The organism is Pseudomonas sp. m6p, assembly GCF_055760375.1.
Map to the genome: position 1 here is coordinate 473728 of NZ_CM147084.1, position 24029 is coordinate 497756.

At 59.8% G+C, this 24029-nt stretch carries 24 protein-coding genes and 1 pseudogene; 23 read left to right on the forward strand and 2 right to left on the reverse strand.

Annotated features, from left to right (window positions below):
* Positions 1–32 precede the first annotated feature (32 nt).
* The 6 genes from ispF (at position 33) to rpoS (ending at position 5185) form a co-directional block, all read left to right on the forward strand.
* Complete coding sequence (gene ispF / locus ACYZUM_RS02130; protein ID WP_007964300.1) at positions 33–506, forward strand: 2-C-methyl-D-erythritol 2,4-cyclodiphosphate synthase; 474 nt, start codon at positions 33–35, stop codon at positions 504–506.
* Positions 503–1561 carry a tRNA pseudouridine(13) synthase TruD gene (gene truD, locus ACYZUM_RS02135; RefSeq protein ID WP_108181827.1) on the forward strand — a complete coding sequence of 353 codons (1059 nt, stop codon included), beginning with the start codon at positions 503–505 and terminating at the stop codon, positions 1559–1561. Before ispF ends, truD begins: the two co-directional genes overlap by 4 nt.
* Positions 1549–2298, forward strand: a complete 750-nt coding sequence (gene surE, locus ACYZUM_RS02140; protein ID WP_108181828.1) for a 5'/3'-nucleotidase SurE — start codon at positions 1549–1551, stop codon at positions 2296–2298. Before truD ends, surE begins: the two co-directional genes overlap by 13 nt.
* Positions 2299–2339: 41 nt before the next feature.
* Positions 2340–2975: a protein-L-isoaspartate(D-aspartate) O-methyltransferase gene (locus ACYZUM_RS02145; protein ID WP_169841266.1), complete on the forward strand. Its 636-nt coding sequence runs from the start codon at positions 2340–2342 to the stop codon at positions 2973–2975.
* A gap of 212 nt (positions 2976–3187) precedes the next feature.
* Positions 3188–4069, forward strand: coding sequence for a peptidoglycan DD-metalloendopeptidase family protein (locus ACYZUM_RS02150; RefSeq protein WP_041072302.1), 882 nt, complete (start codon positions 3188–3190; stop codon positions 4067–4069).
* A 105-nt stretch (positions 4070–4174) separates the two neighbouring features.
* The gene (gene rpoS / locus ACYZUM_RS02155) at positions 4175–5185 is read left to right on the forward strand and encodes an RNA polymerase sigma factor RpoS (RefSeq protein WP_016985073.1); all 1011 of its coding nucleotides are present in this window, start codon (positions 4175–4177) and stop codon (positions 5183–5185) included.
* 612 nt (positions 5186–5797) lie between these two features.
* Here rpoS and fdxA read toward each other — a convergent pair.
* Together fdxA and mutS are read right to left on the reverse strand one after the other, a co-directional pair.
* On the reverse strand, positions 5798–6121 hold the full coding sequence (gene fdxA / locus ACYZUM_RS02160; protein ID WP_007908827.1) for a ferredoxin FdxA: 324 nt from the start codon (positions 6119–6121) through the stop codon (positions 5798–5800).
* A gap of 163 nt (positions 6122–6284) precedes the next feature.
* A complete protein-coding gene (mutS, locus tag ACYZUM_RS02165; protein ID WP_108181830.1) occupies positions 6285–8867 on the reverse strand; it encodes a DNA mismatch repair protein MutS in 2583 nt (860 codons plus the stop codon).
* A gap of 209 nt (positions 8868–9076) precedes the next feature.
* Here mutS and ACYZUM_RS02170 point away from each other — a divergent pair, with 209 nt between their 5' ends.
* The 17 genes and pseudogenes from ACYZUM_RS02170 (at position 9077) to ACYZUM_RS02250 (ending at position 23939) form a co-directional block, all read left to right on the forward strand.
* Positions 9077–9811 carry a LexA family transcriptional regulator gene (locus tag ACYZUM_RS02170; RefSeq protein WP_108181831.1) on the forward strand — a complete coding sequence of 245 codons (735 nt, stop codon included), beginning with the start codon at positions 9077–9079 and terminating at the stop codon, positions 9809–9811.
* Positions 9812–10336: 525 nt separating this feature from the next.
* Positions 10337–10678, forward strand: a complete 342-nt coding sequence (locus ACYZUM_RS02175; protein WP_003222183.1) for a phage holin family protein — start codon at positions 10337–10339, stop codon at positions 10676–10678.
* Between the two features lie 72 nt (positions 10679–10750).
* Complete coding sequence (locus ACYZUM_RS02180; protein WP_108181832.1) at positions 10751–11272, forward strand: hypothetical protein; 522 nt, start codon at positions 10751–10753, stop codon at positions 11270–11272.
* A 3-nt stretch (positions 11273–11275) separates the two neighbouring features.
* Entirely contained in the window at positions 11276–11884 is a 609-nt protein-coding gene (locus ACYZUM_RS02185) for a phage baseplate assembly protein V (protein WP_108181833.1), read from the forward strand.
* Positions 11885–11898: 14 nt separating this feature from the next.
* Positions 11899–12231: a phage baseplate protein gene (locus tag ACYZUM_RS02190; protein ID WP_003222189.1), complete on the forward strand. Its 333-nt coding sequence runs from the start codon at positions 11899–11901 to the stop codon at positions 12229–12231.
* Positions 12228–13223: a baseplate J/gp47 family protein gene (locus ACYZUM_RS02195; protein WP_108181834.1), complete on the forward strand. Its 996-nt coding sequence runs from the start codon at positions 12228–12230 to the stop codon at positions 13221–13223. The genes ACYZUM_RS02190 and ACYZUM_RS02195 overlap by 4 nt, the downstream gene beginning before the upstream one ends.
* Positions 13220–13855 carry a phage tail protein I gene (locus tag ACYZUM_RS02200; protein WP_108181835.1) on the forward strand — a complete coding sequence of 212 codons (636 nt, stop codon included), beginning with the start codon at positions 13220–13222 and terminating at the stop codon, positions 13853–13855. Before ACYZUM_RS02195 ends, ACYZUM_RS02200 begins: the two co-directional genes overlap by 4 nt.
* Positions 13856–16633 (forward strand): phage tail protein, encoded by a 2778-nt coding sequence (locus ACYZUM_RS02205; RefSeq protein WP_108181836.1) that lies wholly within the window; start codon positions 13856–13858, stop codon positions 16631–16633.
* Positions 16634–16643: 10 nt separating this feature from the next.
* Entirely contained in the window at positions 16644–17153 is a 510-nt protein-coding gene (locus ACYZUM_RS02210; RefSeq protein ID WP_108181837.1) for a DUF4376 domain-containing protein, read from the forward strand.
* A 103-nt stretch (positions 17154–17256) separates the two neighbouring features.
* Positions 17257–17442, forward strand: coding sequence for a hypothetical protein (locus ACYZUM_RS02215; RefSeq protein ID WP_007964321.1), 186 nt, complete (start codon positions 17257–17259; stop codon positions 17440–17442).
* Positions 17443–17444: 2 nt separating this feature from the next.
* Positions 17445–18611: a phage tail sheath protein gene (locus tag ACYZUM_RS02220; protein WP_108181838.1), complete on the forward strand. Its 1167-nt coding sequence runs from the start codon at positions 17445–17447 to the stop codon at positions 18609–18611.
* Complete coding sequence (locus tag ACYZUM_RS02225; RefSeq protein WP_007908799.1) at positions 18611–19117, forward strand: phage major tail tube protein; 507 nt, start codon at positions 18611–18613, stop codon at positions 19115–19117. Before ACYZUM_RS02220 ends, ACYZUM_RS02225 begins: the two co-directional genes overlap by 1 nt.
* Before the next feature lie 233 nt (positions 19118–19350).
* The gene (locus ACYZUM_RS02230; RefSeq protein ID WP_047291941.1) at positions 19351–19932 is read left to right on the forward strand and encodes a phage tail assembly protein; all 582 of its coding nucleotides are present in this window, start codon (positions 19351–19353) and stop codon (positions 19930–19932) included.
* 425 nt (positions 19933–20357) lie between these two features.
* Positions 20358–22312 (forward strand): annotated as a pseudogene (locus ACYZUM_RS02235) (phage tail tape measure protein).
* Positions 22312–22695: a phage tail protein gene (locus ACYZUM_RS02240; RefSeq protein ID WP_047291946.1), complete on the forward strand. Its 384-nt coding sequence runs from the start codon at positions 22312–22314 to the stop codon at positions 22693–22695. The pseudogene ACYZUM_RS02235 and the gene ACYZUM_RS02240 overlap by 1 nt, the downstream one beginning before the upstream one ends.
* On the forward strand, positions 22688–22900 hold the full coding sequence (locus tag ACYZUM_RS02245) for a tail protein X (protein ID WP_095667376.1): 213 nt from the start codon (positions 22688–22690) through the stop codon (positions 22898–22900). The genes ACYZUM_RS02240 and ACYZUM_RS02245 overlap by 8 nt, the downstream gene beginning before the upstream one ends.
* Positions 22901–22910: 10 nt before the next feature.
* Entirely contained in the window at positions 22911–23939 is a 1029-nt protein-coding gene (locus ACYZUM_RS02250; protein ID WP_108181840.1) for a phage tail protein, read from the forward strand.
* The last annotated feature ends 90 nt before the right edge of the window (positions 23940–24029 follow it).

A 24029-nucleotide genomic window follows, 5' to 3' on the forward strand; every position in this document is an offset into this window, starting at 1 on the left:
CACGCCCTGACAAAAATCGGGGCGTTTTTTTTATGCGTATTGGCCACGGCTACGATGTGCACCGTTTCGCTGAAGGCGATTTCATTACTCTGGGCGGCGTGCGCATTGCACACAGCTTCGGGCTGCTCGCTCACTCCGACGGTGACGTCCTGCTGCACGCCTTGAGCGATGCCTTGCTCGGCGCGGCCGCGCTGGGTGATATCGGCAAACACTTTCCGGACACTGACCCGCAATTCAAGGGCGCCGACAGCCGCGTGCTGCTGCGTCATGTGGTTGCGCTGATCCACGCCAAGGGCTGGAAAGTCGGCAACGTCGACAACACCATCGTCGCCCAGGCACCGAAAATGGCCCCGCATATCGAAGCGATGCGAGCGTTGATCGCCGCCGATCTTCAAGTTGAACTGGATCAAGTGAACGTGAAAGCTACCACCACCGAAAAGCTCGGCTTTGTCGGTCGCGAAGAAGGCATTGCCGTGCATTCCGTTGCCTTGTTGCTGCGCGCATGAACGAACTGCAACTGCTCGGCCCGCGCGCCTATGGCGAACCCCTCGGCACTGCGGTTCTGAAAGCCATCGCCGAAGATTTTCAGGTCGATGAAGTGCTCGACATCCCGTTCAGCGGCGATGGCGAACACCTGTGGATCTGGGTGGAAAAACGCGGTCTGAACACCGAAGAGGCAGCGCGGCGGATTGCCAAAGCAGCTGGCGTGCCGTTGCGTACCGTCAGTTATGCCGGGCTCAAGGATCGTCAGGCGCTGACCCGTCAGTGGTTCAGTGTGCAACTGCCGGGCAAGGCTGATCCGGATCTGTCGGCGGCGGAAAACGACACGCTGAAGATCCTCAAGACCACGCGCCACAAACGCAAGCTGCAACGCGGCGCGCATTCGGCCAACGGCTTCACCTTGCGCCTGACCCAGTTCGCCGGCGACAAGGACGCAATCGAGCAGCGTCTGCAACGGATCGCCAGGCAAGGCATTCCCAATTATTTCGGTGCCCAGCGTTTCGGCCATGACGGCGGCAACGTCGTCGATGCGCGTGCGTGGGCGGCGCGCAAGGCATTGCCGGAGCAGCGCAATGTGCGCTCGCGGCTGCTGTCGACGGCGCGCAGTTTTCTGTTCAATCAAGTGCTGGCGGCGCGGGTGGCCGATGGCACCTGGCAGCAGGCGCAAGTCGGCGATCTGCTGGCGTTCACCGACAGCCGCAGTTTTTTCCCGGCCGGTGAGGCCGAATGCAACGATCCGCGCCTGGCGATTCTCGACCTGCACCCGACCGGCCCGCAGTGGGGCGAAGGTGACTCACCGGCCGCCGGCGCTGTCCATGATCTGGAGCAGGGGATTGCTGCTCGTGAGGCGGATCTGCGCGATTGGCTGATCAATGCCGGAATGAGCCACGAACGTCGCATCCTGCGGCTGCCCATTGGCGGGTTGTCGTGGCATTATCCCCAGCCTGACATTCTGCAACTGGAATTCGTCCTCCCGGCCGGATGCTTCGCCACCGTATTGGTGCGCGAACTCGTTGATCTGGTGCCGGTGGGGCAGACGGACAGCCCATGCGTATTCTGATTTCTAACGACGATGGGGTAACCGCACCCGGTCTCGCCGCGCTTTATGCTGCGCTGGCGGATTACACCGAATGCGTGGTTATCGCCCCGGAGCAGGACAAAAGCGGCGCCAGCAGTTCGCTGACGCTCGACCGTCCGCTGCACCCGCAATACCTGGCCAATGGTTTCATCAGCCTCAACGGAACACCGACCGACTGCGTGCATCTGGGCCTCAACGGCCTGCTGGAGCGCGAACCGGACATGGTGGTTTCCGGGATCAACCTCGGCGCCAACCTCGGCGATGACGTGCTGTATTCCGGCACGGTGGCCGCCGCCCTCGAAGGGCGCTTTCTCGAGCGCCCTTCGTTTGCGTTCTCGCTGTGTTCGCGCCAGGTGGACAATCTGGCGACAGCCGTACATTTCGCGCGCAAACTGGTCGAGGCCCATGCCGGGCTGGACCTGCCACCGCGCACGGTGCTGAACGTGAACATTCCCAATCTGCCGATCGACCATATTCGTGGCATTCAACTGACCCGTCTGGGCCATCGCGCCCGCGCCGCAGCACCCATGAAAGTGGTCGACCCGCGTGGCAAGGCCGGTTACTGGATTGCTGCTGCCGGCGATGCCGAGGACGGCGGGCCGGGCACCGACTTTCATGCAGTGATGCAGGGCTACGTTTCCATTACCCCGCTGCAGCTCGATCGCACCTTCAACGATGCCTTCAGGCATCTCGACGGCTGGCTGGAGGGACTGCGCTAATGGCTCGTGAACACGAAGACAGAATGCGCAGCGGCATCGGCATGACGTCGCAGCGTACGCGCGAACGTCTGATCCAGCGCCTCTATGAAGAAGGCCTGTCCAACGCCAAGGTGCTGGAAGTGATCCGCCGTACGCCGCGTCATCTGTTTGTCGATGAAGCGCTGGCGCACCGTGCCTATGAAGATACCGCGCTGCCGATTGGCCACAACCAGACCATCTCCCAGCCTTATATGGTGGCGCGCATGAGCGAGCTGCTGCTGGAGGCCGGGCCTTTGGACAAGGTGCTGGAAATCGGTACCGGTTCGGGCTATCAGACGGCGGTGCTGTCGCAACTGGTTGAGCGGGTGTTCTCGGTCGAGCGCATCAAGGTCCTGCAGGACCGGGCCAAGGAACGCCTGGTCGAGCTGAACCTGCGCAACGTGGTGTTCCGCTGGGGCGATGGCTGGGAAGGCTGGCCGGCGTTGGCGCCGTACAATGGCATCATCGTCACCGCAGTCGCGACCGACGTGCCGCAGGCGTTGCTCGATCAACTGGCACCGGGCGGGCGGATGGTGATTCCGGTCGGCTCCGGAGAAGTGCAGCAACTGATGCTGATCGTGCGTGAAGAACACGGCTTTTCCCGTCACGTGCTGGGGGCGGTGCGCTTCGTGCCATTGCTCAATGGTCCGTTGGCCTGAGCATTTATTTGCGCGCGCTGAATTCCTTGCGCTGGCCTGTGTCTTACACCGTCAGCGAAGGTTTAAACGCCACCAATTGCCCAAGGGCAAACGTGTGCGTGAAGCGTTTTCGCATCTTTAACGGTAAAGCCCATTCGGCCCGTTATACTTGCGACACTACTTGCCGCGATTCGGCATTCCACATATTTCAGCCACCACAAAGGGAGCGGCGGGTGAGTCTCACAGTCATTGCGCAGCGTATGGGTAACACGAGCTTTCAGCGCCTGGTGACTGGCCTTGTATTGAGCACCTTGCTGGTCGGTTGCTCCAGCACCAAATCGAGCAACGTGCGGGTGGTTGATCGCAACAGTGCGGCGGCTCAACGCCCTGCGGTAACGACCGGGCAGTATGTAGTCCGTCCGGGCGATACGCTGTTTTCCATCGCTTTTCGCTACGGCTGGGACTACAAAGCCCTCGCGGCCCGGAACAATATTCCTACGCCGTATACGATCCATCCGGGTCAGACAATTCGCTTTGATGGCCGCACCGGCTCAACGCCGACGGCCGTGGTCAGCAACAGCAGCTCCTCGCCGTCTTCGTCGAGCAAAACCACGGTAATCCGGCGTCAGGCGAATGGCACGACGACCACGACGGTGACCGGTTCCGGCGCCGGCTCTGCGGGGGCTGCACCGTCCGTCGCCAGCAAACCGGCCCCGGCTCCACTGCCTCCACCGGGGCCAGCCCCGACCGGCTGGGGATGGCCATCTAATGGCATTCTGATTGGAAAATTCTCTTCAAACGGTAGTTTGAATAAAGGAATTGATATCGCCGGAGATTTGGGACAGCCTGTTTTAGCTGCGTCTGATGGGACGGTGGTTTACGCCGGGAGTGGCTTAAGGGGCTACGGCGAATTAGTCATCATCAAACACAGCGAAACCTACGTCAGTGCCTACGGACATAACCGCAGGCTGTTGGTACGGGAGGGGCAGCAGGTCAAAGTCGGACAGACAATTGCCGAAATGGGGTCAACGGGTACAGACCGGGTGAAACTGCATTTTGAGATTCGCCGACAAGGTAAACCTGTAGATCCGCTGCAGTTCCTGCCCAGACGTTGATTTGAGGCCAGCCTGTTCCGTCGCGTAGAGGGGACAGGCTCCAGCGCTGCCAAGGATAAAGGCGTCGCTTGAGCTTGGGGTCGAACTCACCAAAGGACTATAACAATGGCTCTCAGTAAAGAAGTGCCGGAGTTTGACATCGACGATGAGGTTCTCCTTATGGAGGCCGGCATCGATTCGGAATCTTCGATGTCGAATGATGAAGGGGCTGCTCCACCTTCCGTTCGTTCCAAATCCAAACACTCCGCTTCACTTAAACAACACAAGTACATCGACTACACTCGGGCACTCGATGCCACGCAGCTGTATCTCAACGAAATCGGCTTTTCACCACTGCTCTCCCCGGAGGAAGAAGTTCATTTTGCGCGTCTGTCGCAAAGTGGCGACCCTGCCGGGCGCAAGCGCATGATTGAAAGTAACCTGCGGCTGGTCGTGAAGATCGCCCGGCGTTATGTCAATCGGGGGCTGTCGCTGCTGGATCTGATCGAAGAGGGCAACCTCGGTTTGATCCGCGCGGTGGAAAAGTTCGATCCCGAGCGCGGCTTCCGCTTCTCGACCTACGCCACCTGGTGGATTCGTCAGACCATCGAGCGTGCGATCATGAATCAGACCCGGACCATCCGGCTGCCGATCCATGTGGTCAAGGAGCTCAACGTGTACCTGCGGGCGGCACGCGAGCTGACGCAAAAGCTCGATCACGAACCTTCACCCGAAGAAATCGCCAACCTGCTGGAAAAACCGGTGGGCGAGGTCAAGCGCATGCTCGGCCTGAACGAGCGGGTTTCTTCGGTCGATGTCTCGCTGGGTCCGGATTCGGATAAAACCCTGCTGGACACCCTGACGGATGACCGTCCGACCGATCCATGCGAACTGCTGCAGGATGACGACCTGTCGCAGAGCATCGATCAATGGCTCTCGGAACTGACCGACAAGCAGCGTGAGGTGGTCGTTCGCCGCTTTGGCCTGCGCGGCCATGAGAGCAGCACGCTGGAGGATGTCGGTCTGGAGATCGGCCTGACCCGGGAACGGGTGCGGCAGATCCAGGTCGAGGGCCTCAAGCGCCTTCGTGAAATCCTCGAGAAGAATGGCCTGTCGAGCGAGTCGCTGTTTCAGTAAGCGCCTCTGACAACCGTCCATAAAAAGCCCCGACTGGTTCGGGGTTTTTTATTGCTCGGATATCGTCTGAAGACAGTCTGTGGCGAGGGAGCTTGCTCCCGTTTGAGTGCGCAGCGCTCATGAATTTCAGGGGTTGCTGCGCAACCCGGCGGGAGCAAGCTCCCTCGCCACAACGTTCATTGCCGGACAAATGGTCAGCATTTCCATCGTTTGTAGTCTCGCGACGTAAGCCTTGGCTTACTCTCTCGTAAGCGTTCCCTATTTTTGCAGGACGGTAGACGTCGATTGCTCACGGTGAACGTATTTAAGTAATTGATTTTAAAGCTTATTTAATAATATGAAGTGCTTATGACAGCGATCTTCAGCCTTTGGGGCCGATTGCTCTCGGCAGGGAACTCTCTAATATCAGCACTGTGTCGACGGACAGACACCCCCTTCAAGGAAGAGGGGAACGGACATCGCAGGACGCGATTCATCAGGACGATGAAAAGGAATACAGGGAATAGGGAAAAAATGTGGGCGGGTCAAACCGCCCCTTTTTTTGCCTGTAGAAAAGTAAAACCCGCAAAAGCAAAAAGGCCCGCAAGGGGCCTTTTCGTAACGCGCGACAGATCAGCGTTCGAGGTCTTTGATCTTGCCTTTGACGCCATCCCACTCTTCGGCATCCGGTAGCGATTCTTTCTTCTCGGTGATGTTCGGCCAGATTTCAGCCAATTCAACGTTCAGCTGAATGAACTCCTGCATCTCTTCCGGAACTTCGTCCTCGGAGAAAATCGCGACGGCCGGGCATTCCGGTTCGCACAGGGCGCAGTCGATGCACTCGTCCGGGTGAATCACCAGGAAGTTCGGGCCTTCGTAAAAGCAGTCCACCGGACAGACTTCTACGCAGTCGGTGTACTTGCACTTGATGCAGTTGTCGGTGACGACGAAGGTCATTTCTAATTTTCTCCTCAGGCGGCGGCAGCGTAGCCCCTTCAAGGTTGGGGTCGCCAGGTTCGGGAGCGATGTCTGCCAGCCAGGCTATTAACCGGCAGCATCCCGAACCGCGCGAGATTCTAACAGCTTGAAGCCGTTTGCGTTATATCCGGTTCTTTGCTGCTTAGATCCGGTTCTTAAGTGCATATAACAATTCGAGTGCTCGACGCGGGGTCAGGTCATCGAGATCCACTTTCGCCAATTCGTCCAGTACCGGATGTGGCAGGCTGGCAAACATGTCGCTTTGCTGCGGGACGACAGGCTTGCCTTTGACGGCAGGCTTTGGCGCCTCATGCGGCAATGCGGTGTCTTCCAGTCGGCTCAGGTGTTCGCGGGCACGCACGATCACTTCACTCGGCACGCCGGCCAATTGCGCCACCGCCAGGCCGTAGCTTTGGCTGGCAGGCCCTGGCAACACGTGGTGCAGGAATACGATGCGCTCGTTGTGCTCGGTCGCGTTGAGGTGCACGTTGGCCACCAGCGGCTCGGCTTCCGGCAACACGGTCAGTTCGAAATAGTGTGTGGCAAATAGAGTATAGGCACGCAGATGTGCCAGGCGCTCGGCAGCGGCCCATGCCAGCGACAGACCGTCAAAGGTGCTGGTGCCGCGACCGACTTCGTCCATCAGCACCAGACTGCGTTCGGTGGCGTTGTGCAGGATGTTGGCGGTTTCGCTCATCTCGACCATGAAGGTCGAACGGCCGCCGGCCAGGTCGTCGCTGGAGCCGATCCGGGTGAAGATCCGGTCCACCAGCGACAGCTCGCAACTGGCCGCCGGGACAAAGCTGCCGATATGCGCCAGCAGTACGATCAATGCGGTTTGGCGCATGTAGGTGGATTTACCACCCATGTTCGGGCCGGTGATCACCAGCATCCGGGTGTTGTCATCCAGGCTCAGATCGTTGGCCACGAACGGCGTGGTCAGCACCTGCTCAACCACCGGGTGGCGCCCTTGGGTGATGCGCATGCACGGCTCGCTGACGAAGCGCGGGCAGTTCAGATCAAGGTTCAGCGCACGTTCGGCAAGGTTGCTCAGCACGTCCAGTTCGGCCAGCGCGCCGGCCGTGTCCTGCAGCGGTGGCAGTTGGCTGATCAGATCTTCCAGCAGCGCCTCGTAGAGCATTTTCTCACGGGCGAGGGCACGGCTCTTGGCCGACAGCGCCTTGTCCTCGAATTCTTTCAGTTCGGGCGTGATGAAACGCTCGGCGCCCTTGAGCGTCTGGCGCCGGATGTAATCGGCTGGAGCCGATTCGGCTTGCTTGCTCGGCAGTTCGATGAAGTAGCCGTGAATGCGGTTGTAGCCGACTTTCAGGTTGGCCAGGCCGGTGCGGGCCTTTTCCCGGGCTTCGAGGTCGATCAGGAATTGGCCGGCGTTCTCGCTCAACGATTGAAGCTCGTCGAGTTCACTGTCGTAACCGGTTTTCAACACGCCGCCGTCGCGGATCACCGCAGGCGGGTTGTCGATGATGGCTTTTTCCAGCAGCGCCGCCAGCTCCGGGTAGGTACTGGTGGTGACTGCCAAGCGTTGCAGGTGCGGCGCTTCCAGGTCGGTCATCGCCACCTGCAGTTGCGGCAGGGCACCGAGAGCATCGCGCAGGCGAGCGAGGTCGCGGGGACGCGCGTTGCGCAGGCCGATTCGCGCCAGAATCCGCTCGATGTCGCCGATTTCCTTGAGCTGCGGCTGGAGTTTTTCGAAGCGGTAGCCGTCGAGCAGGCAAGTGATCGAGGTCTGTCGCGCCAGCAGCACGGTCAAATCACGCAGTGGACGGTTCAGCCAACGGGTCAGCAGGCGGCTGCCCATCGCGGTCTGGCAACGATCGACCACCGATTGCAACGTGTTGTCGCGCCCGCCGGCCAGGTTGGTATCGAGTTCGAGGTTGCGGCGGCTCGCGCCGTCGAGCACCACGGTGTCGTCCAGACGCTCATGACGCAGGCTGCGCAGATGGGGTAGGGCGGTGCGCTGGGTTTCCTTGGCATAGGCCAGCAGGCAACCGGCAGCGCCGATAGCCAGGGTCAGGGTTTCGCAACCGAAGCCTTTCAGGTCTTGCGTGGAAAACTGCTGGCAGAGACTTTTCAGCGCCGAATCACGCTCGAAATCCCACGGCGCGCGACGACGCACACCACGGCGTTTTTCCGCCGGCAGGTCTTTTGGCCAGTCGTCCGGAATCAGCAGTTCCACCGGGTTGACCCGCTCCAGTTCCGCCAGCAGGTTCTCCCAGCCCTTGATCTCCAGCACCGTGAAGTTGCCGCTGGTGATGTCCAGCACCGCCAGACCGAACAGGCGCTCGTCGCCCAGAACGGCGGCGATCAGGTTGTCGCGCCGTTCATCCAGCAACGCCTCGTCGCTGACAGTACCCGGGGTGATGATCCGCACCACCTGACGTTCCACCGGGCCCTTGCTGGTGGCCGGGTCGCCGACCTGCTCGCAGATCACCACCGACTCGCCGAGCTTGACCAGTTTCGCCAGGTATCCTTCCGCCGCGTGATAAGGAATTCCGCACATCGGAATCGCCTGGCCCGCCGACTGACCGCGCGCGGTCAGGGTGATGTCGAGCAACTTGGCAGCCTTCTTCGCGTCTTCATAGAAGATCTCGTAGAAGTCGCCCATGCGATAGAACATCAGCTGATCCGGGTGCTGGTTCTTCAGGCGCCAGTACTGCTGCATCATCGGGGTGTGGGAGGACAGGTCGGAGACGGCTTTATTCATCGGATTGTCAGGTAACTCGTTAAATGATGTAGGGCAAAAGCGAGGGCAACCGCCGGGCTTTTCCGCGATGGGCGCAAGGTTACCATGGGCGGTCGGCTCGACGCAGGCATGACGGCCGGCTGACACTTTCTGCGTTTATTTGTGATTTATGCACGATTTATGCAAATCAGCATTTGTCTTCGGAAAAAACTTCAAGCACTATGCGCGTTATGCAAAAACGCAACGTATCCTCCGTCTTAAGAGCACTGCTCGACCAGCACGGGATCTCCCCCACGGAGCTCCACCGTCGCACCGGCGTGCCTCAATCAACGCTCTCGCGGATTCTCAGCGGGAAGATCGTCGATCCTTCGGATAAACACATCTCGAAGATCGCCGAATACTTCAATGTGAGCACCGATCAATTGCGTGGCCGCGCCGATGTCGCGACCGCGACCGGTGGCGCGCGCGATGACGTGCATGCGGAACTCAAGGACATAAGCCTGTGGGACGACGATACCCCTGTCGATGACGACGAGGTGTCGGTGCCCTTTCTTCGTGAGGTTGAATTGGCTGCTGGATCAGGAAGATTCGTCATCGAAGAGAGCGAACGCTCTAGCCTGCGCTTCGGCAAGCGCAGCCTGCGTCATAACGGTGTGCAGTTCGACCAGGCCAAATGCGTGACAGTGCGCGGTAACAGCATGATGCCGGTGTTGCGGGATGGCGCCACGGTCGGAGTGAACGCCGGCAAGTGCGGGATCGGCGACATCATCGATGGCGATCTGTACGCGATCAATCACAACGGTCAGTTGCGCGTGAAGCAACTCTATCGCCTGCCGACCGGCATCCGTCTGCGCAGCTTCAACCGCGATGAGCATCCGGACGAGGACTACAGCTTCCAGGACATGCAGGACGAGCAGATCGTCATCCTCGGTCATGTCTTCTGGTGGGGCATGTACGCCCGATAGGCCCTCCCCTTTCTTGAAAACCCGTCTCATGACGGGTTTTTTTTCGCCTGGACGAATCCCTCGAACCCTTGATTTATGCGGGATTCATGCGGCTGTGCATTTCTTGCGCATAAATAAATGCATTTATGCATTGACTGTATATGCATCCATGCATATTCTTGCCACCAAGCCGCTCGACAAAGCGGCTGGCAACAACAGCTCTTTAGTTCCACAAGAACAGGCAGCGATGAACCGGCCTCAACGGTTCAGAGGGTTGGCAACTGACCCGGGTGTGCAGCGTAAAGCACCAAGAGCAGTTATCCGGCGGGCAGGGACCGCGGTCGGAAAAACAATTTGAATGGACTCGTACCGCGCCAGTAGCGCCGAAAAGTCAGCTTCCTTCTTGGATACAGGATTTGAAGGAAGGCGAAGGAGCGCATTACTGAAAAGCCCGGCCCCGCGCCGGGCTTTTTGGAATGCCTACCTGAAGAGACATCGCTTGAACCCAACACACAACACTCATCAACTGGAACCAGGAGGCGTGACATGACAAACGAGCAACAAGCGTTGGCGGACATGCCGATCTGGCTGGTCATCCTCCTCGCCGTGGTGGGCGGGGTGTCCGGCGAAATGTGGCGCGCCGACAAGGAGGGCGCCCGCGGCTGGTCATTGCTGCGACGCCTGGCCCTGCGCTCAGGCGCCTGCATGATCTGCGGCGTGTCGGCGATCATGCTGTTGTATGCCGCCGGATTATCCATCTGGGCCGCCGGTGCCTTCGGTTGCCTGACCGCCATGGCCGGGGCCGACGTGGCCATCGGTCTTTACGAACGCTGGGCCGCCAAGCGTATTGGCGTCTGCGAAGTTCCCCCGCCGCGCGATCCCCAGTAACTCAACACTTTCCTGCCTCGCTGCAACTGATGCGGCGGGGCTGCGCGTGGACAATTGAAAAGGAGGTCATGCATGGCCGCAACGATCCAGCAGCCTTCGCAGCTGTTCACGGCGATGGCGACAACCCTGCGCAACAGCGCCGGCCTGAATCTGCAGGTCGGCAATCACGACGACTTCACCGCTCCCGGCGCTCAGGCCTGGGCATTGATCGACTTCGACCGTAATGCGCCCGGAGTGCGTGGCGCCGACGGACGTATCGCCCACGTCATGACCGTATCGCTGCAAGTCATTCCGGCACTTTCTGTGAGTGCCTTTGCCGCGTGCGATCTGATCGCCGTACTGAAAAACCTGATCACCGACAACCGTTGGAACCTGCCCGGCGATCAATGTGATCTGCCGATGAACATTGATGGTTTGCCGTCAGTGCTCACACGCGCCGACCAGCCATACAAGGCGTGGACCCTGACTTTCACGCAGACCCTCTACCTAGGCCCGACGCTGCTCGACGACCCGCTCGGTACGCCTAAATTCGCCCGTACCTGGGAAGTCAGCAACATCGACGACCCCGACCAATACACCGCGCTGGAGGCCTGACCGATGTTCGACGCATTACTGCGCATGCAACTGGGGCCGATCATCGAGCGGCTGGCGGAGATGGAAGCGGAGATCGACGACCTGCACCGCCGTGCCGAGAGTTTCTGTCGCATCGGCGTGTGTCAGGCAGTCGATGCGGCGAGCAACACTTGCCAGGTCAGCCACGGTGGACTGCTCACACCGGCGATCAAGTTCTTCAACCCGAGCGCCGGAGCGCAGAGCGAATCGCGGATTCCGAGCGTGGGCGAGCAGTGTCTGTTGCTCAACTACGGCAGCGGTGAAAGCGGCGCGCAGAGCGTGGCGTTGTTCGGTTTGAACAGTGAGCGCTTTCCGCCGACAGCGACGGTACCGACGCTGACGCGCCGGGTGCATGTCGACGGCACTGAAAGCGGCTACGACGACGCCACACACGTTCTGCACTGGCAGAACGGCCCGGCGGCTTTCACCGGTTCTCGCGAGTCGCTTGCACTGAGCATCGGCCCGGCGCAACTGACGATGACGCCGCAGCTGATCAGCCTGCAACTGGGCGGCGTCGGCCTGAGCATCGACGCCTCGGGCGTGCACTTCAGCGGCCCGTTGGTGGATCACCAGGGCCGCGTCATCAGCCCCTGAATCAAGAGCTTCCCATGATCGGAATCGATAGAGACTCCGGGGCCACGGTCGACGACTGGCTGCAGTTTGTGCAGCGCGCGACACGAGCCCTGACCACGCCGCTGGGCACCCGGCAAAAAAGGCCCCTTTATGGCTCGCTGATCCCCACGCTGCTGGGGCAGAACCTCGGTGACGACGTTTTGCTTCTGGCGCAGAGCCACGCGGCTCAGGCGTTCTACAACGCGCAGAACGGGATCAGCGATTTTCAGCCGAGCGTGATCGTCGCCAGCCGCCAGGGCGCGGGTCTGCTGCTGCGTTTCGCCGGCACCTGGAAAAACCGTCAACAGACATTCGAGGTCGTGACATGAGCATGTTGATCCCCGGCCAGAATCAATTGGCCGAACCGGCGCTGATCACTGTCGACGCCTTCGAAGACTTGCTCGCCGAGTTCAAGACCTTCGTCGTCGAGTACGTCGGCGCCCGAGCGCCGGACAGCGCAGCGAAACTCAAGACCAGCCTCGATAACGAAAGCGAATTGCTGACCCTGGCGCTTGAGGCTTTCTGCGTACGACTGCAAACCCACGAGCGCAAATATAACGCCCGCATCAAGCAGATGCTGGCGTGGTGGGCCACTGGCAGCAACCTCGATGCACGGCTGGCAGACATGGGCCTGGAGCGACAGTTGCTCGATCCGGGCGACCCGGCAGCGTTCCCGCCGGTACCGCCGATTTACGAAAGCGACGACGACGCCCGGTTGCGTTATTACCTGGCGCCGCATGCCCCGGCAGCGGGTTCAAGGATGCAGTATCGCCGCGAGGTGTTCACCCTCGGTGAACGGCCAACGGTGAAGGTCGAATCGACGGATGGAGGTGTGGTGAATGTCACCTACACCTTCAACCCGGACGGCCTCGCGGCGCAGGTCAAGGACGGCAACGGTCGCCGCACGGCGCCGGGTGAAGTACAGGTCACGGTGTTGTCCCGCGACGGCGATGGCACTCCGTCTGCAGCGTTGCTGGATGGCGTGCGTCAGCACTTCGCCCGCCCTGATGTGCGGCCGGAAACCGACCTCGTCACGGTCAAGGCTGCCGACATTCAGCGCTACAAAATCCGTGTCGTGGCGAAGATCAATTCCGGCCCCGATTCGGGCCTGACCAAAGTCGCCGCGCAACAGCAATTGCAGGCCTACGCCGACAGTTGCCATCGCCTCGAAGGGCGGGTCGACCCGAGCTGGATCGACTACACACTGCACAGCGCTGGCGCCGTGCAACTGCAGATTCTTGAACCGCTGGAGCCGATCATCACCAGCGCCTCCGAGGCGCCGTACTGCACGGCGGTCGAGGTCGAGGTGCTGACGCTATGAGTGAGCCAACGCATAGCCCGACGTTGCTGCCGGCCAACAGCTCTCCACTCGAACGTGGACTGGATCTGGGCTTCGGCGCACTGCTTGATCGCATCGCGCCGCCGTTCCCCGAACTGATGAACCCGAGCGAAACACCGGTCGCATTCCTGCCGTATCTGGCAGCGGATCGCGGTGTCGCCGAATGGAGCACCAGCGCACCGGAAACTGAGAAGCGCCTGACCGTCGAACTGGCCTGGCCCACTGCGCGCCAGGCGGGCACCCGCAAGGCGCTGGAGAACGCGGCCAAGGGTTTGCAACTGCGCCCCGAGGTCCGCGCCTGGTACGAACAGACGCCGCCCGGCGTGCCATACAGCTTCAGCGTGCGCGCCTTTAGCGACCAGCCTTACAGCGCAGAAATCGATGCCCGTCTCGACCGGCGTCTGGCCGATGCCAAGAGCGAACGGGACATTCTTTCGGTGACGGTTGGCTTGAGCGCGTTCGGCAGTCATTGCATCGCCGCTGCGACTTTCTGCGGAGAGCTGACGACGGTTTATCCGGTGTTCATCGAGGGGCTCGAAACCTCTGGCGAGGCGTTTATGGCTGCCGCGATGTACACCGTCGAAACATCCACTATTTATCCTCAGGGGGCCTGAATGGCTGACTATTACACCCTGCTCACCAACGCAGGGATTGCCTACGAAACGGCGTGCAAGGCTGCGGGCACACCGATCAAGCTGACGCAGATTTCCGTCGGTGATGGCAATGGCAAGGTCTACAACCCTGCCGCCACCGCCACGGCACTTGCACGCGAAGTCTGGCGCGGGCCGCTCAATGCTCTGTTTCAGGACGAGAAAAACCCGAGCTGGCTGCTCGCCGAAGTCACTATTCCGCCGGACGTTGGCGGCTGGTATGTGCGAGAAGCCGGCTTGTGGACTGACACTGGAATTCTCTACGCCATCGTCAAATACCCGGAGTCGTTCAAACCGGTACTGGCCACTTCGGGCTCGGGCAAAGAGTTCTACATTCGCTCGATTTTCGAGACCAGCAATGCGTCGCTGGTGACCTTGCTGATCGACGACACCGTGGTCAAAGCCACCCGCGCTTGGGTAATGAGTTACCTCGCCGAAGAACTCGGAAAACTCGATGGCAAGCAGTCGGTGCGTGTCGCCGCAAGCACCAATATCGTGTTGAACGGTGCGCAGCAAATTGACGGTGTCGCAGTGATTGCTGGCGACCGCGTGCTTGTTGCGAACCAGACGCTGGCCAAGGACAACGGCCTGTGGATTGTTGCCAACGGAGACTGGGGGCGGGCGAGCGATGCCAATAGCAGCGCCAAGGTGACGCCGGGGCTGACGGTGATGGTGGAGGAGGGCACGGCGAACGGAGATTCGCTGTGGCACCTGACCACCAATGCGCCGATTACTCTGGGCACTACCGCGCTGACGTTCAAAATGCTCGCCGGGCGTACCGGCATTGCTGCCGGGACTTACAAGAGTCTGACGGTTGATGAATATGGTCGTGCGACAGCGGGTGCCAATCCTGAAACGCTGGCCGGGTTCGGGATCAAGGATTCTTACACCAAGGCTGAAGTTGAAGCGCTGATTGCCAAGGCATCGGCATTGCCGGTGGGTTCGATTGTGGCGTTTCCGGTTGATGCACCGCCGCCGGGCTTTCTGGAGCTGGATAACAGCGTCAAGAGCAGTGCGACGTATCCGGACTTGAGCGCTTATCTGGGCGGCAAGTTCAATAAGGGTGATGAGGGTGTCGGGAATTTCCGTTTGCCGGAAGCGCGTGGGGAGTTTTTGCGTGGTTGGGATCATGGACGGGGAGTCGACCTGGGACGTCAAGTCGGTAGCTTTCAGGCTGATGATTATAAAAGTCACAGTCACCGGTACTTTGACAGCGTAGCTGCAAACATTGACCCTTTTGGGGGTACGGGCGCTGGAGTTGTTAACGGTGTCGTAACACCTCCCGCTACGGGTGGGTATCTGGCAACTTCAGGGCCTGATTCAAACAACCTGACGTCGCCCACAACTACTGTCAATGCAGGGGGAAATGAAACTCGCCCGCGCAACATCTCTGTCATGTGGTGCATCAAAGCCTGGAACGCCCCGGTCAATCAGGGAACCATCGATGTAGCCGCGCTGGCCAAGGAAGTCGAACGGCTCAAATCCGCTGTTCCGGTGGGGGCGGTTCTGGCATTCCCGACCGGGATCGTCGCGCCAGGTTATCTGGAGCTGGATGGTAGCGTGCAGAGCATTGCGACTTATCCGGATCTGGCGGCTTTTCTCGGTACCACTTACAACAAAGGCAATGAGGGAGTAGGTAATTTCCGCTTGCCGGAATCACGTGGTGAATTTTTGCGCGGCTGGGATCATGGGCGTGGAGTCGACGCCGGGCGAAACGTAGGCAGTTACCAGGCCGGTACGAAGATCCAGGGTGACAACGTCGAGGCGCCAGCCGTTCAAGGCATTGGAAACTCCGACGCGATTGATGCCGATCCGGCACCTGATTTCAAAGGCGATATTTACTACACGTCCACCGGTGTCACTATCCTCAATACAGGCTCGTACTGGAAAACCGTGCGCCCGCGCAACCTCGCCGTCATGTGGTGCATCAAAGCCTGGAACGCGCCGGTCAATCAGGGAAGCATCGACATTGCTTCTCTAGCTACTGAAGTCAGACTGGCTCGCCTAAATGGTGCGGAAGTAGGCGCCATGCGTAATCTGAGAATATCGCTGCCTGTCGCTGCTTCCGTTGCAACGGTTACTGCTGATCAACTGATTATCGAGCAACCGGGGGGCGCGCAGTACAAGTTGTCGAATCTCAATCTATCGCTCGATCTGACAACCGTCGGTGCAGGTGGCATGGACACCGGTATCGCTCCAGCAAGCGGCAGTGTCGGGATTTACGTCATCTACAACCCTGAGTTGAAGGTTGCGAAGCTACTGGGCGTCAATGCGACAGTGAGCACTGTTCCTGAAATCTATGCGGGCACGAATATGCCCGCCGGTTATAGCGCCAGTGCGCTGGTCAGCGTGTGGCAAACCGGTGCCAATCGATTGATGAACCCCGGCATTCAACATCAGCGTTCAATTTCCATTGCTCAGACGATCGTGCTGGAAAACGGCATGTCGATGTCGCCGACACCGATCTCGCTGGCCTCTGTTGTTCCGAAGAATGCAAAAACCGTCGGTGGCTACATTCATTACATTGGTAGCGCTGATTTTCCGGGCGGTGGCTCTCTGGGGCTTTCTCCGGATGTTACCGAAGTAGGTATGAAAGCATGCGGCATTGGTGGAATCGTCGGACTGGGTGTTCTAAGTCCGTTCTCGGATCTGGTCATGGCGACTCCACAGACGATCTATTACCGCCTCTATGCGTCGGTCTCTCGTGCAAACGATGTCCACATCTCCCAATACACTTTTTAAGGAGTCATCTATGTTGAGAGCCTACTCAAATGTGGGGACGACCTTTCGATGTGTCGCCTCGGACTGGCCATTGGCCGACGGTGAAGTACTCTTCGACCATGAACCCACCCTTCAGGAACTGGAAAACTCATTTGGTTTCGCGAACGGCGAGCTGGTCTTGAAGCGCCAATTGGACCTGATTGCGCAGGAGCGATTTCGCCGAGAAGGTTCGGGTATCGTGGTCGCCGGTTTGATTATCGATTCATCCCGTGACAGTCAATCGCTGATTGCTGGAATGGCGGTTTCCGCGATGCTCGATCCTGAATATCGTTGCAGCTACAAGTCCGTTGCCGGGTTTGTCGATTTGACAGCCCAACAGATACTGCAAATTGCACAGGCTGTCAGGTCTTATGTTCAGGCTTGCTTTGATCGGGAAAAAGCGCTGTCCGAGTCTGCTCGAGCGGGAACGCTCAGCAGCGAAATGCTGACCGAGGGCTGGCCAGATTCCTTGCCTGAAACGCCAGTCGCAAACCTTCAGTAAAACGCCCCGCACCCCGGGGCGTTTTCTTGTCCGTTTAAAACAAATCAACACCCGCCAAAGCCCCTCCCCACGAGGGGCTTTCCCGTTTATGGAGAAACGAAAAATGGCAACCCGCCAAACCTACACCGTGCTCGTTCCATTCCCCACCGGCGGTGGGCACTGGTCGAGCGTCGGTCAAGACCTTGATCTGCTCGACGTCGAGGCCAGTGCGCTGCACAGCGCCGGTCGACTGGAACTGAAAACACCCTCCACCCAGGCCAAAAAGGCCGCTGCCAAGAAGGCTGACTGAACATGGCTGAGGTTCTGAACTTCGAGCACAACGGCATTACCGTCAATGCCACTGAATCCCCTGAGGCCATGGGTGGCCTGGGTGACAACGTCATCGGTCTGGTCGGCACCGCGCCGAAGGCCGATCCGCTGATTCCGCGTAACGCACCGTTCCGCATCAACAGCTTCACCACCCACGCGCTGCTCGATCCGACCGGTGCGGAAGAGGGCACTCTGTATCACGCCGTCTACCAGATCCTCAAAGTGGTCAAGGTGCCTGTCTACGTGGTGATCGTCGAAGCGGGCGCGACCCCGGCCGACACCGTCAACGCAGTGATCGGCGGTGTCGATCCAACCACCGGCCGCAAGCTCGGTCTGGCGGCACTGGGCAGTGTCCCGGAAGACCTGACCATCATCGGCGCGCCAGGCTTCACCGGCACCAAAGCAGTAGCCAGCGAGTTCGCCTCGTTCGGCAAGCGCATCAAGGCCCGTGTGGTGCTGGATGGCAAGGACGCGTCGGTCGCTGATCAAGTGACTTACAGCCAGGAACTGGGCGGCGCCGATCTCGGTTTCGACCGCTGCCTGGTGGTGCACAACATGCCGGCGGTGTACTCGAAAGCGGCGAAGAAAAATGTGTTCCTCGCGCCGTCCAGCCTGGCGATTGCCGCGCTGGCCAAGGTCAAGCAGTGGGAAAGCCCGGGTAACCAGGTGACCTACGCCGAAGACGTGTCCCGCGTCGTTGAGTACAACATTCTCGACACTTCCACCGAAGGCGATCTGCTCAACCGTTACGGCATCAGCTACTACGCCCGCACGGTGCTCGGCGGCTTCTCGCTGCTGGGTAACCGCTCGATCACCGGCAAGTTCATCAGCTACGTCGGTCTTGAAGATGCGATCAGCCGCAAGCTGGTCAAGGCCGGCCAGAAAGCCATGGCCAAGAACCTGACCAAGTCGTTCATGGATCAGGAGGTCAAGCGCATCAACGACTGGCTGCAGACCCTGGTCGCCGACGAAACCATTCCTGGCGGCAGCGTGTACCTGCACCCGGAACTCAACAGCGTCGAGAAGTACAAGAACGGTACCTGGTACGTGGTCATCGACTACGGCCGCTACGCGCCGAACGAACACATGGTTTATCAACTCAACGCCCGCGATGAAATCATCGAGCAGTTCCTGGAGGACGTTCTCTAATGTTTACCAACCGCGTAAGACAGGCCATCGCGGCCACTCTGCAAGGCCTGCCGTTGTCGGCGACCGTTGAGGAGTTCACTCCGCCGAAGATCGACTTCGACATGGAAAACATGACGGGCGGGCGCTTCATCGTTGAGGAAATGGCCAAGAGCGCCAAGCCGCTGAATGCTCAGATCAAGCTGCAAGGCACCGGTGCTGAAGTGTTGCTGGCGATGGGGGTGAAGCTGGGCGACGACATCCTGCTGAACGTGCGTGAAGCCGGTCAGGATCAGGACGGCAACACCTGGTTCACCTATCACACCATCGGCGGCAAGCTCAAAACCATGGGTGAGGACGCGATCAAAATGGGCGGCAAAGCCCTGACGACGCTGGACTTCTCCTGCCGCACCTACAACCGCCTGGAAAACGGCATTCCGGTGATCGACATCGACGTGCGCACCCAGAAGTTCGTGCTCAACGGCGTTGACATCCTCGGTGATGCGCGTCGTGCGGTGCTGATGCCGTAACCCCGTAAGCAAGCCCTGCACCAAAACTTGTGGGAAGGAGCTTTTGTGGTGAGGGGATTCATCCCCGATGGGGCGCGAAGCGGCCCCAACATTGAGTTGGCGATTTAGCCGATACCGCACCCATCCATAAGCGGGGCTGCTGCGCAGCCCATCGGGGATGAATCCCCTCGCCACAAAGGTTTCTTCTCCCAAGTGCTGCAACACCCCCTCAAGAATCACCAAGGAATTCATACATGTCGTGGATGCCACCCCAGCATGACCTGCTGTCGCCGATCACCGGCGACGACGGCGCGCAGATCGAGCAGATCCAGCTCAAGCCACTGTTCTACGCCGCGCAAAAAGAAGCGCTGGAGCGCGCTGGCGATGATGAAGACGATCAGTTTTTCGAACTGGCGCTGCTCGCCACCGGCCTGTCGGTCAAGGAACTCGACCAGCTCAAACGCCCGGACTACGTGAGCATCGCCCAGTACGTGCACGAGATGTCGACCCGTCCGGCGTCGTACTTTCTGGAGCAGGTCGAGGATGCAGAAAAGTCCGCCGACCCTGACGAAGTGCAACTGCTGCAACCGCTCGCCGTGACTGGCCGCACCGTGACCTCGCTGTCGCTGGAAATGCCCGCACTGCGCGCCACCAAAGTGATGAAGAAACTGAAAACGGCCAAGGAACGCGCCGAGTTCATCACTGCCCACTGCACCGGTCTGATGATCCCCGATCTGGCCAACATGAGCGTCCCTGACTGGACCCAATTGCAGGTGCGCATCGACGATTTTTTAAACCAGCCGGCGGCCTACTTTCGGAACGCGACATCGAAGTAATCCTCGATATCGTCCCGCTCATTTACCCGGTAAGTGAGGCGGAGATTCTGGAATGGGACGCCGAAAAGGCGTTGCGCCGCTACGACATAGCGATCACTCGCCTTGGCGTGAAACAGGAGTAGAGCGGCATGGCAGAGAGTAAATATGCGCTCGCATACGCCGGTGAGAGCGGTAACACAAACGGCGGATTTACGTTGCCCGATAACCTCGGCAAACCGCTGCAGGATCTGAACCTGACACTGGCGTTGGCAAGCCAGGACATTCGGTTGCTGACGCAGGAGCAGATCAAGTTGCGCGAGCTGCTGGTCAGCCAGCAGTCGTTGTTCAAGGTCATCGCGGCGCCGCCAGCCGCCAACAGTGAGCCGAAGTCAAAACTCAAGGCGGAAATCGAGCAGCGTCCACCCCCGAAAAAACTGCAGCCGGCGATGGCTAACGAGACGGCGCTGGTTGAGCTCAATCAGTTGATTGGACTCAACAAAGACCAGCTTCAAGCGCATTCGGAGCAAACGCTGGAACTCGCGACTCAGCGGTCTGTTGCAGCCAGTGGCGCGACGGGTGCGGATCTGTTGCAAATCCAGCAGGTCGGGGCGCGAGCTGGTATTGCCGACGGCGCCAAGGGTGATCAGCGAGCGACAGAGCTGAGAGCGTACTCCGGCGACGCGGCGATCAATGCCACGGCCTTCCGGCTTGACGTCAAGGCCGCAGGGGAAATGCTTGCGGTCTGGCGTTCCTCCTTGAAGCTGGATCGATACCAAGGTCAGGATCTGGCCGATGCGGTCAGTTACCTGGGCAGCAGCGGTCTGGACGCAAAACCTGCCGATATCGGCGCGGTCGTTCAACGCTCTGGCGAGAGCGCTGTTGCATCGGGAATGACACCGGAACAGGTCGCAGCATTTGCCAAGCGCTGTTGAACAGCGGGGCCGACAAGGACGCCGCCAGTACGGCGTTGAAGAGCTTTACCTCGGTCTTCGGCAAGGAAAATACTGCGTCAGCCGAACAGCGTTCGGCGATGACCCGGTTGCTCCTGGACCCCGAATCATTGCGTGAGAAGATGCGCACGGATGCGCCGGGTGCAATTGATTCGGTACTCGCAGCACTTGGCAAACAATCCGTACCCGAACGTGCAGCCACGGCGAAGACGCTGTTTGGCGAGAGCAGTACCAGTATTCTTGAGTTGCTGAAGAAGCCCGACGACGTCAAGACCGCTTTCACTCGGGTGTCCGACAAGCACCAATACGCAACGTCGGAACTGGGTTCCGGCGCCGGTGCCGCGACGAAAACGGCCGAAGCCTTTGGCGATACGTCACAAGGGCGCTGGAATGCGCTGGATGCGAGTCTTAATCGTTTGTCGACAGCGGTGGGAAATGCACTCGCGCCCATGACTGACGCGCTGGCAGTGTCGCTAACGGCTGTGGTCAATGGCTTGAGTTCAGCTGCTGAAGCACTGCCGTTCCTGGCGGCTGGCCTCACGCTGGCCGGTGTGGCCGCCATGCCGTTCGTCGGTGGTGTACTGAAGACCGGGGTCGCCTCGGTGCTGGATGCGGTCAACTCGAAACTGTTGCGTCTGGCGACGGCGCGATTGCCCGCTGATATTGCCGATGTGATCAATGGCGGTGACGACGGCGGCGGCGAGGGGCCTAAAAGAAAGCGCCCCGGTCGACGTGCACCGTCCAGCGCGCGGTCTCGTGTTCCTTCCTCTGGCGCCGGTCGAGGCGGACGTTTGAGCACGATGACGGCCAGAATCGCGCCGATGTTTGACGATGCGATAACCCGCGTGAAAATGGTCGGCGAGATGGCCAAAAGCATGCGCCCGAGTTGGCTCAGCGGCGCGACTGCCAAGCTCATGCCGCTGGTCGATGGCGCCAAATCCAAGCTTCTACCGCCGCTGGTCAAATCATTGCCCGCCTTCAAGATGGGCGCTCCGCTGGCGATTGGTCATGCCGCTTACGCAGGTTTGAAGGGCTGGCGTGACGGCGATGATCAAGCTGTCAAAGGTGCTGCCGGCGAGTTGGCTGGAACGGCGATTGGTGCCACGATCGGCTCGTTCATTGCACCTGGTATTGGCACATTCATCGGCGGCACCCTGGGCGGAATGCTCGGCTCCTATGTTGGGGAACAATGGGGGAAACCTGCCGATGACAAACTCGCGCCCCCCGCGCAAGTGGCCAAGGATCTGACCAGCGCTCAGACGCAACTGTCCAATTACACCTACTCGCCGTTAGTGCAGATCAGCGGCGGTGATGTGCTCAATGCCGAAAAAATCGGCGATGTGGTTTCGCAGGTTATGCGCAACCATTTCGATACCGCATTCACACCCGCAGTAGGCACCAACGCTCTCGCCACCCGCCGTGACGCAGCCCTGACCGATGGAGTCGCCTGATGAAACAACAAATGGCGCTGGGCAGTTTCATCTTCGGCCTGTCGCGCGACTTCGCCTACAGCTCGCTGGCGCGCAAGTCCGATGGAGGCTGGAGCGAAATCCAGATTCTCACCAGCAAACCCAAGTCCAGCCAGACCGGGCAAAAACCGGAAACCCTGACCATCACCGGCAAGTCGATGTATGCCGTGGCCATGGATCGGCTCGACGAATTGCGCGCGTTGCAGGCCCAGCGTATCCCGCTGCCGTTGATTGACGGCATCGGTCGCAACTGGGGGCTGTGGCGAATCAACAATATTCAGGAAACCCAGAGCCAGATCATCGATGACGGCACGGCAATGGTCGTTGACTGGGTCATTGAGCTAGCGGAGTTCAACAATGCGTAAGGTACGAAGCGTGGCCGGTGACTCGGTGAATCTGTTGCTGTACCGCGAAACCGGGCGCAGTGATGACACCGCCGAAGAGGCCCTGTGGACACTCAACCCGACCCTGGCCGAACACGGCCCGATCCTGCCTGCGGGCGTCTGGGTCACGTTGCCGGAACTCGACTCGAAACCGGCCACGATCAAACCGCTCACGGCGTGGGATTAAGGAGGTTTGCATGGCTCTGGGTTTCACCCCGGCGGTAAGACTCTACGGGGCCCATTCGGCCCTGCTCAATCAACGCCTGATCAGTTGGGAACACATCGACGCTGCCGGTTTCGAGTCTGATCAACTGACGTTGACCATCGATCTTGAAGGCCTCGAAGGGCTGCCGGATCTGGGCGGGAAAATCGGCTTGGAGGTCGGTTATCTGGAGTCGGGGCTGGTCGACAAGGGCCAGTTCAAAGTGACACGCCTGACGCCGACGCTGTTCCCGTTTCGCCTGACGCTGGTGGCCACGGCGGCGCCGTTCAGCAAGGAGGATGAGACGGGCTTCAAGCAACGTCGCACGGCCAGTCATGGCCCGACTACATTGGGTGCGCTGTTTCGCAAACTGGTGTCGAGCCATGGCTTTTCACCGCGCGTCGCGCCCGAGGTGGCGATGATCAGGATCGAGCACGTCGACCAGTCCAACGAAACCGACATGAGCTTTCTGACGCGCCTGGCGAAAAAGTACAACGCGGTGACCAAACCCTACAACGACGTGTACGTGCTGGCCCGTCCCGGCCAGACCAAATCGTTGTCGGGCCAGGTGCTGGCGGACGTGACCTTGTCGGTGACCAGCAACAACCGTCCTGGCGATCACGCATTCATCAGCGCCACGCTGGAGGAGTCCGCCCGCGAGCAAACCAAGGGTTGCAAGACCTGTTTCGTGGAGGCTGCCACAGGTTTGTTGCAGTGGGTCGAAACGGGGCTTGCGCCGTTCAAGATCATCCGCCAGAAGCAACCCAGCGAAGCCGATGCGATTGCCGTTGGCGAAGGCGAAGTGCGCAAGATGCTCCGGCAGAAGTACAAGGTGAAAATCACTTGTCCCGGCAATCCGCTGCTGGCGGCCGAAGGGCTGGTGCTGCTCGATGAGACCTGGCCGGACTTCATGCGTGGGCGCTGGTCGATCGAAAAAGTCACCGCCAGTGGCAATCGCGAGAACAGCTATCGCTGCGTGATCGATGCCAGCGGCCTTGATCCCAAGGCCGCAGCCAAGGACTGATTCCCCGCTTTGTCACTGCGATGAAGATCCCTGTGGGAGCGGGCTTGCCCGCGAAGAGGCCAGCCCATTCAAAAGAGATGCCGGTTGATC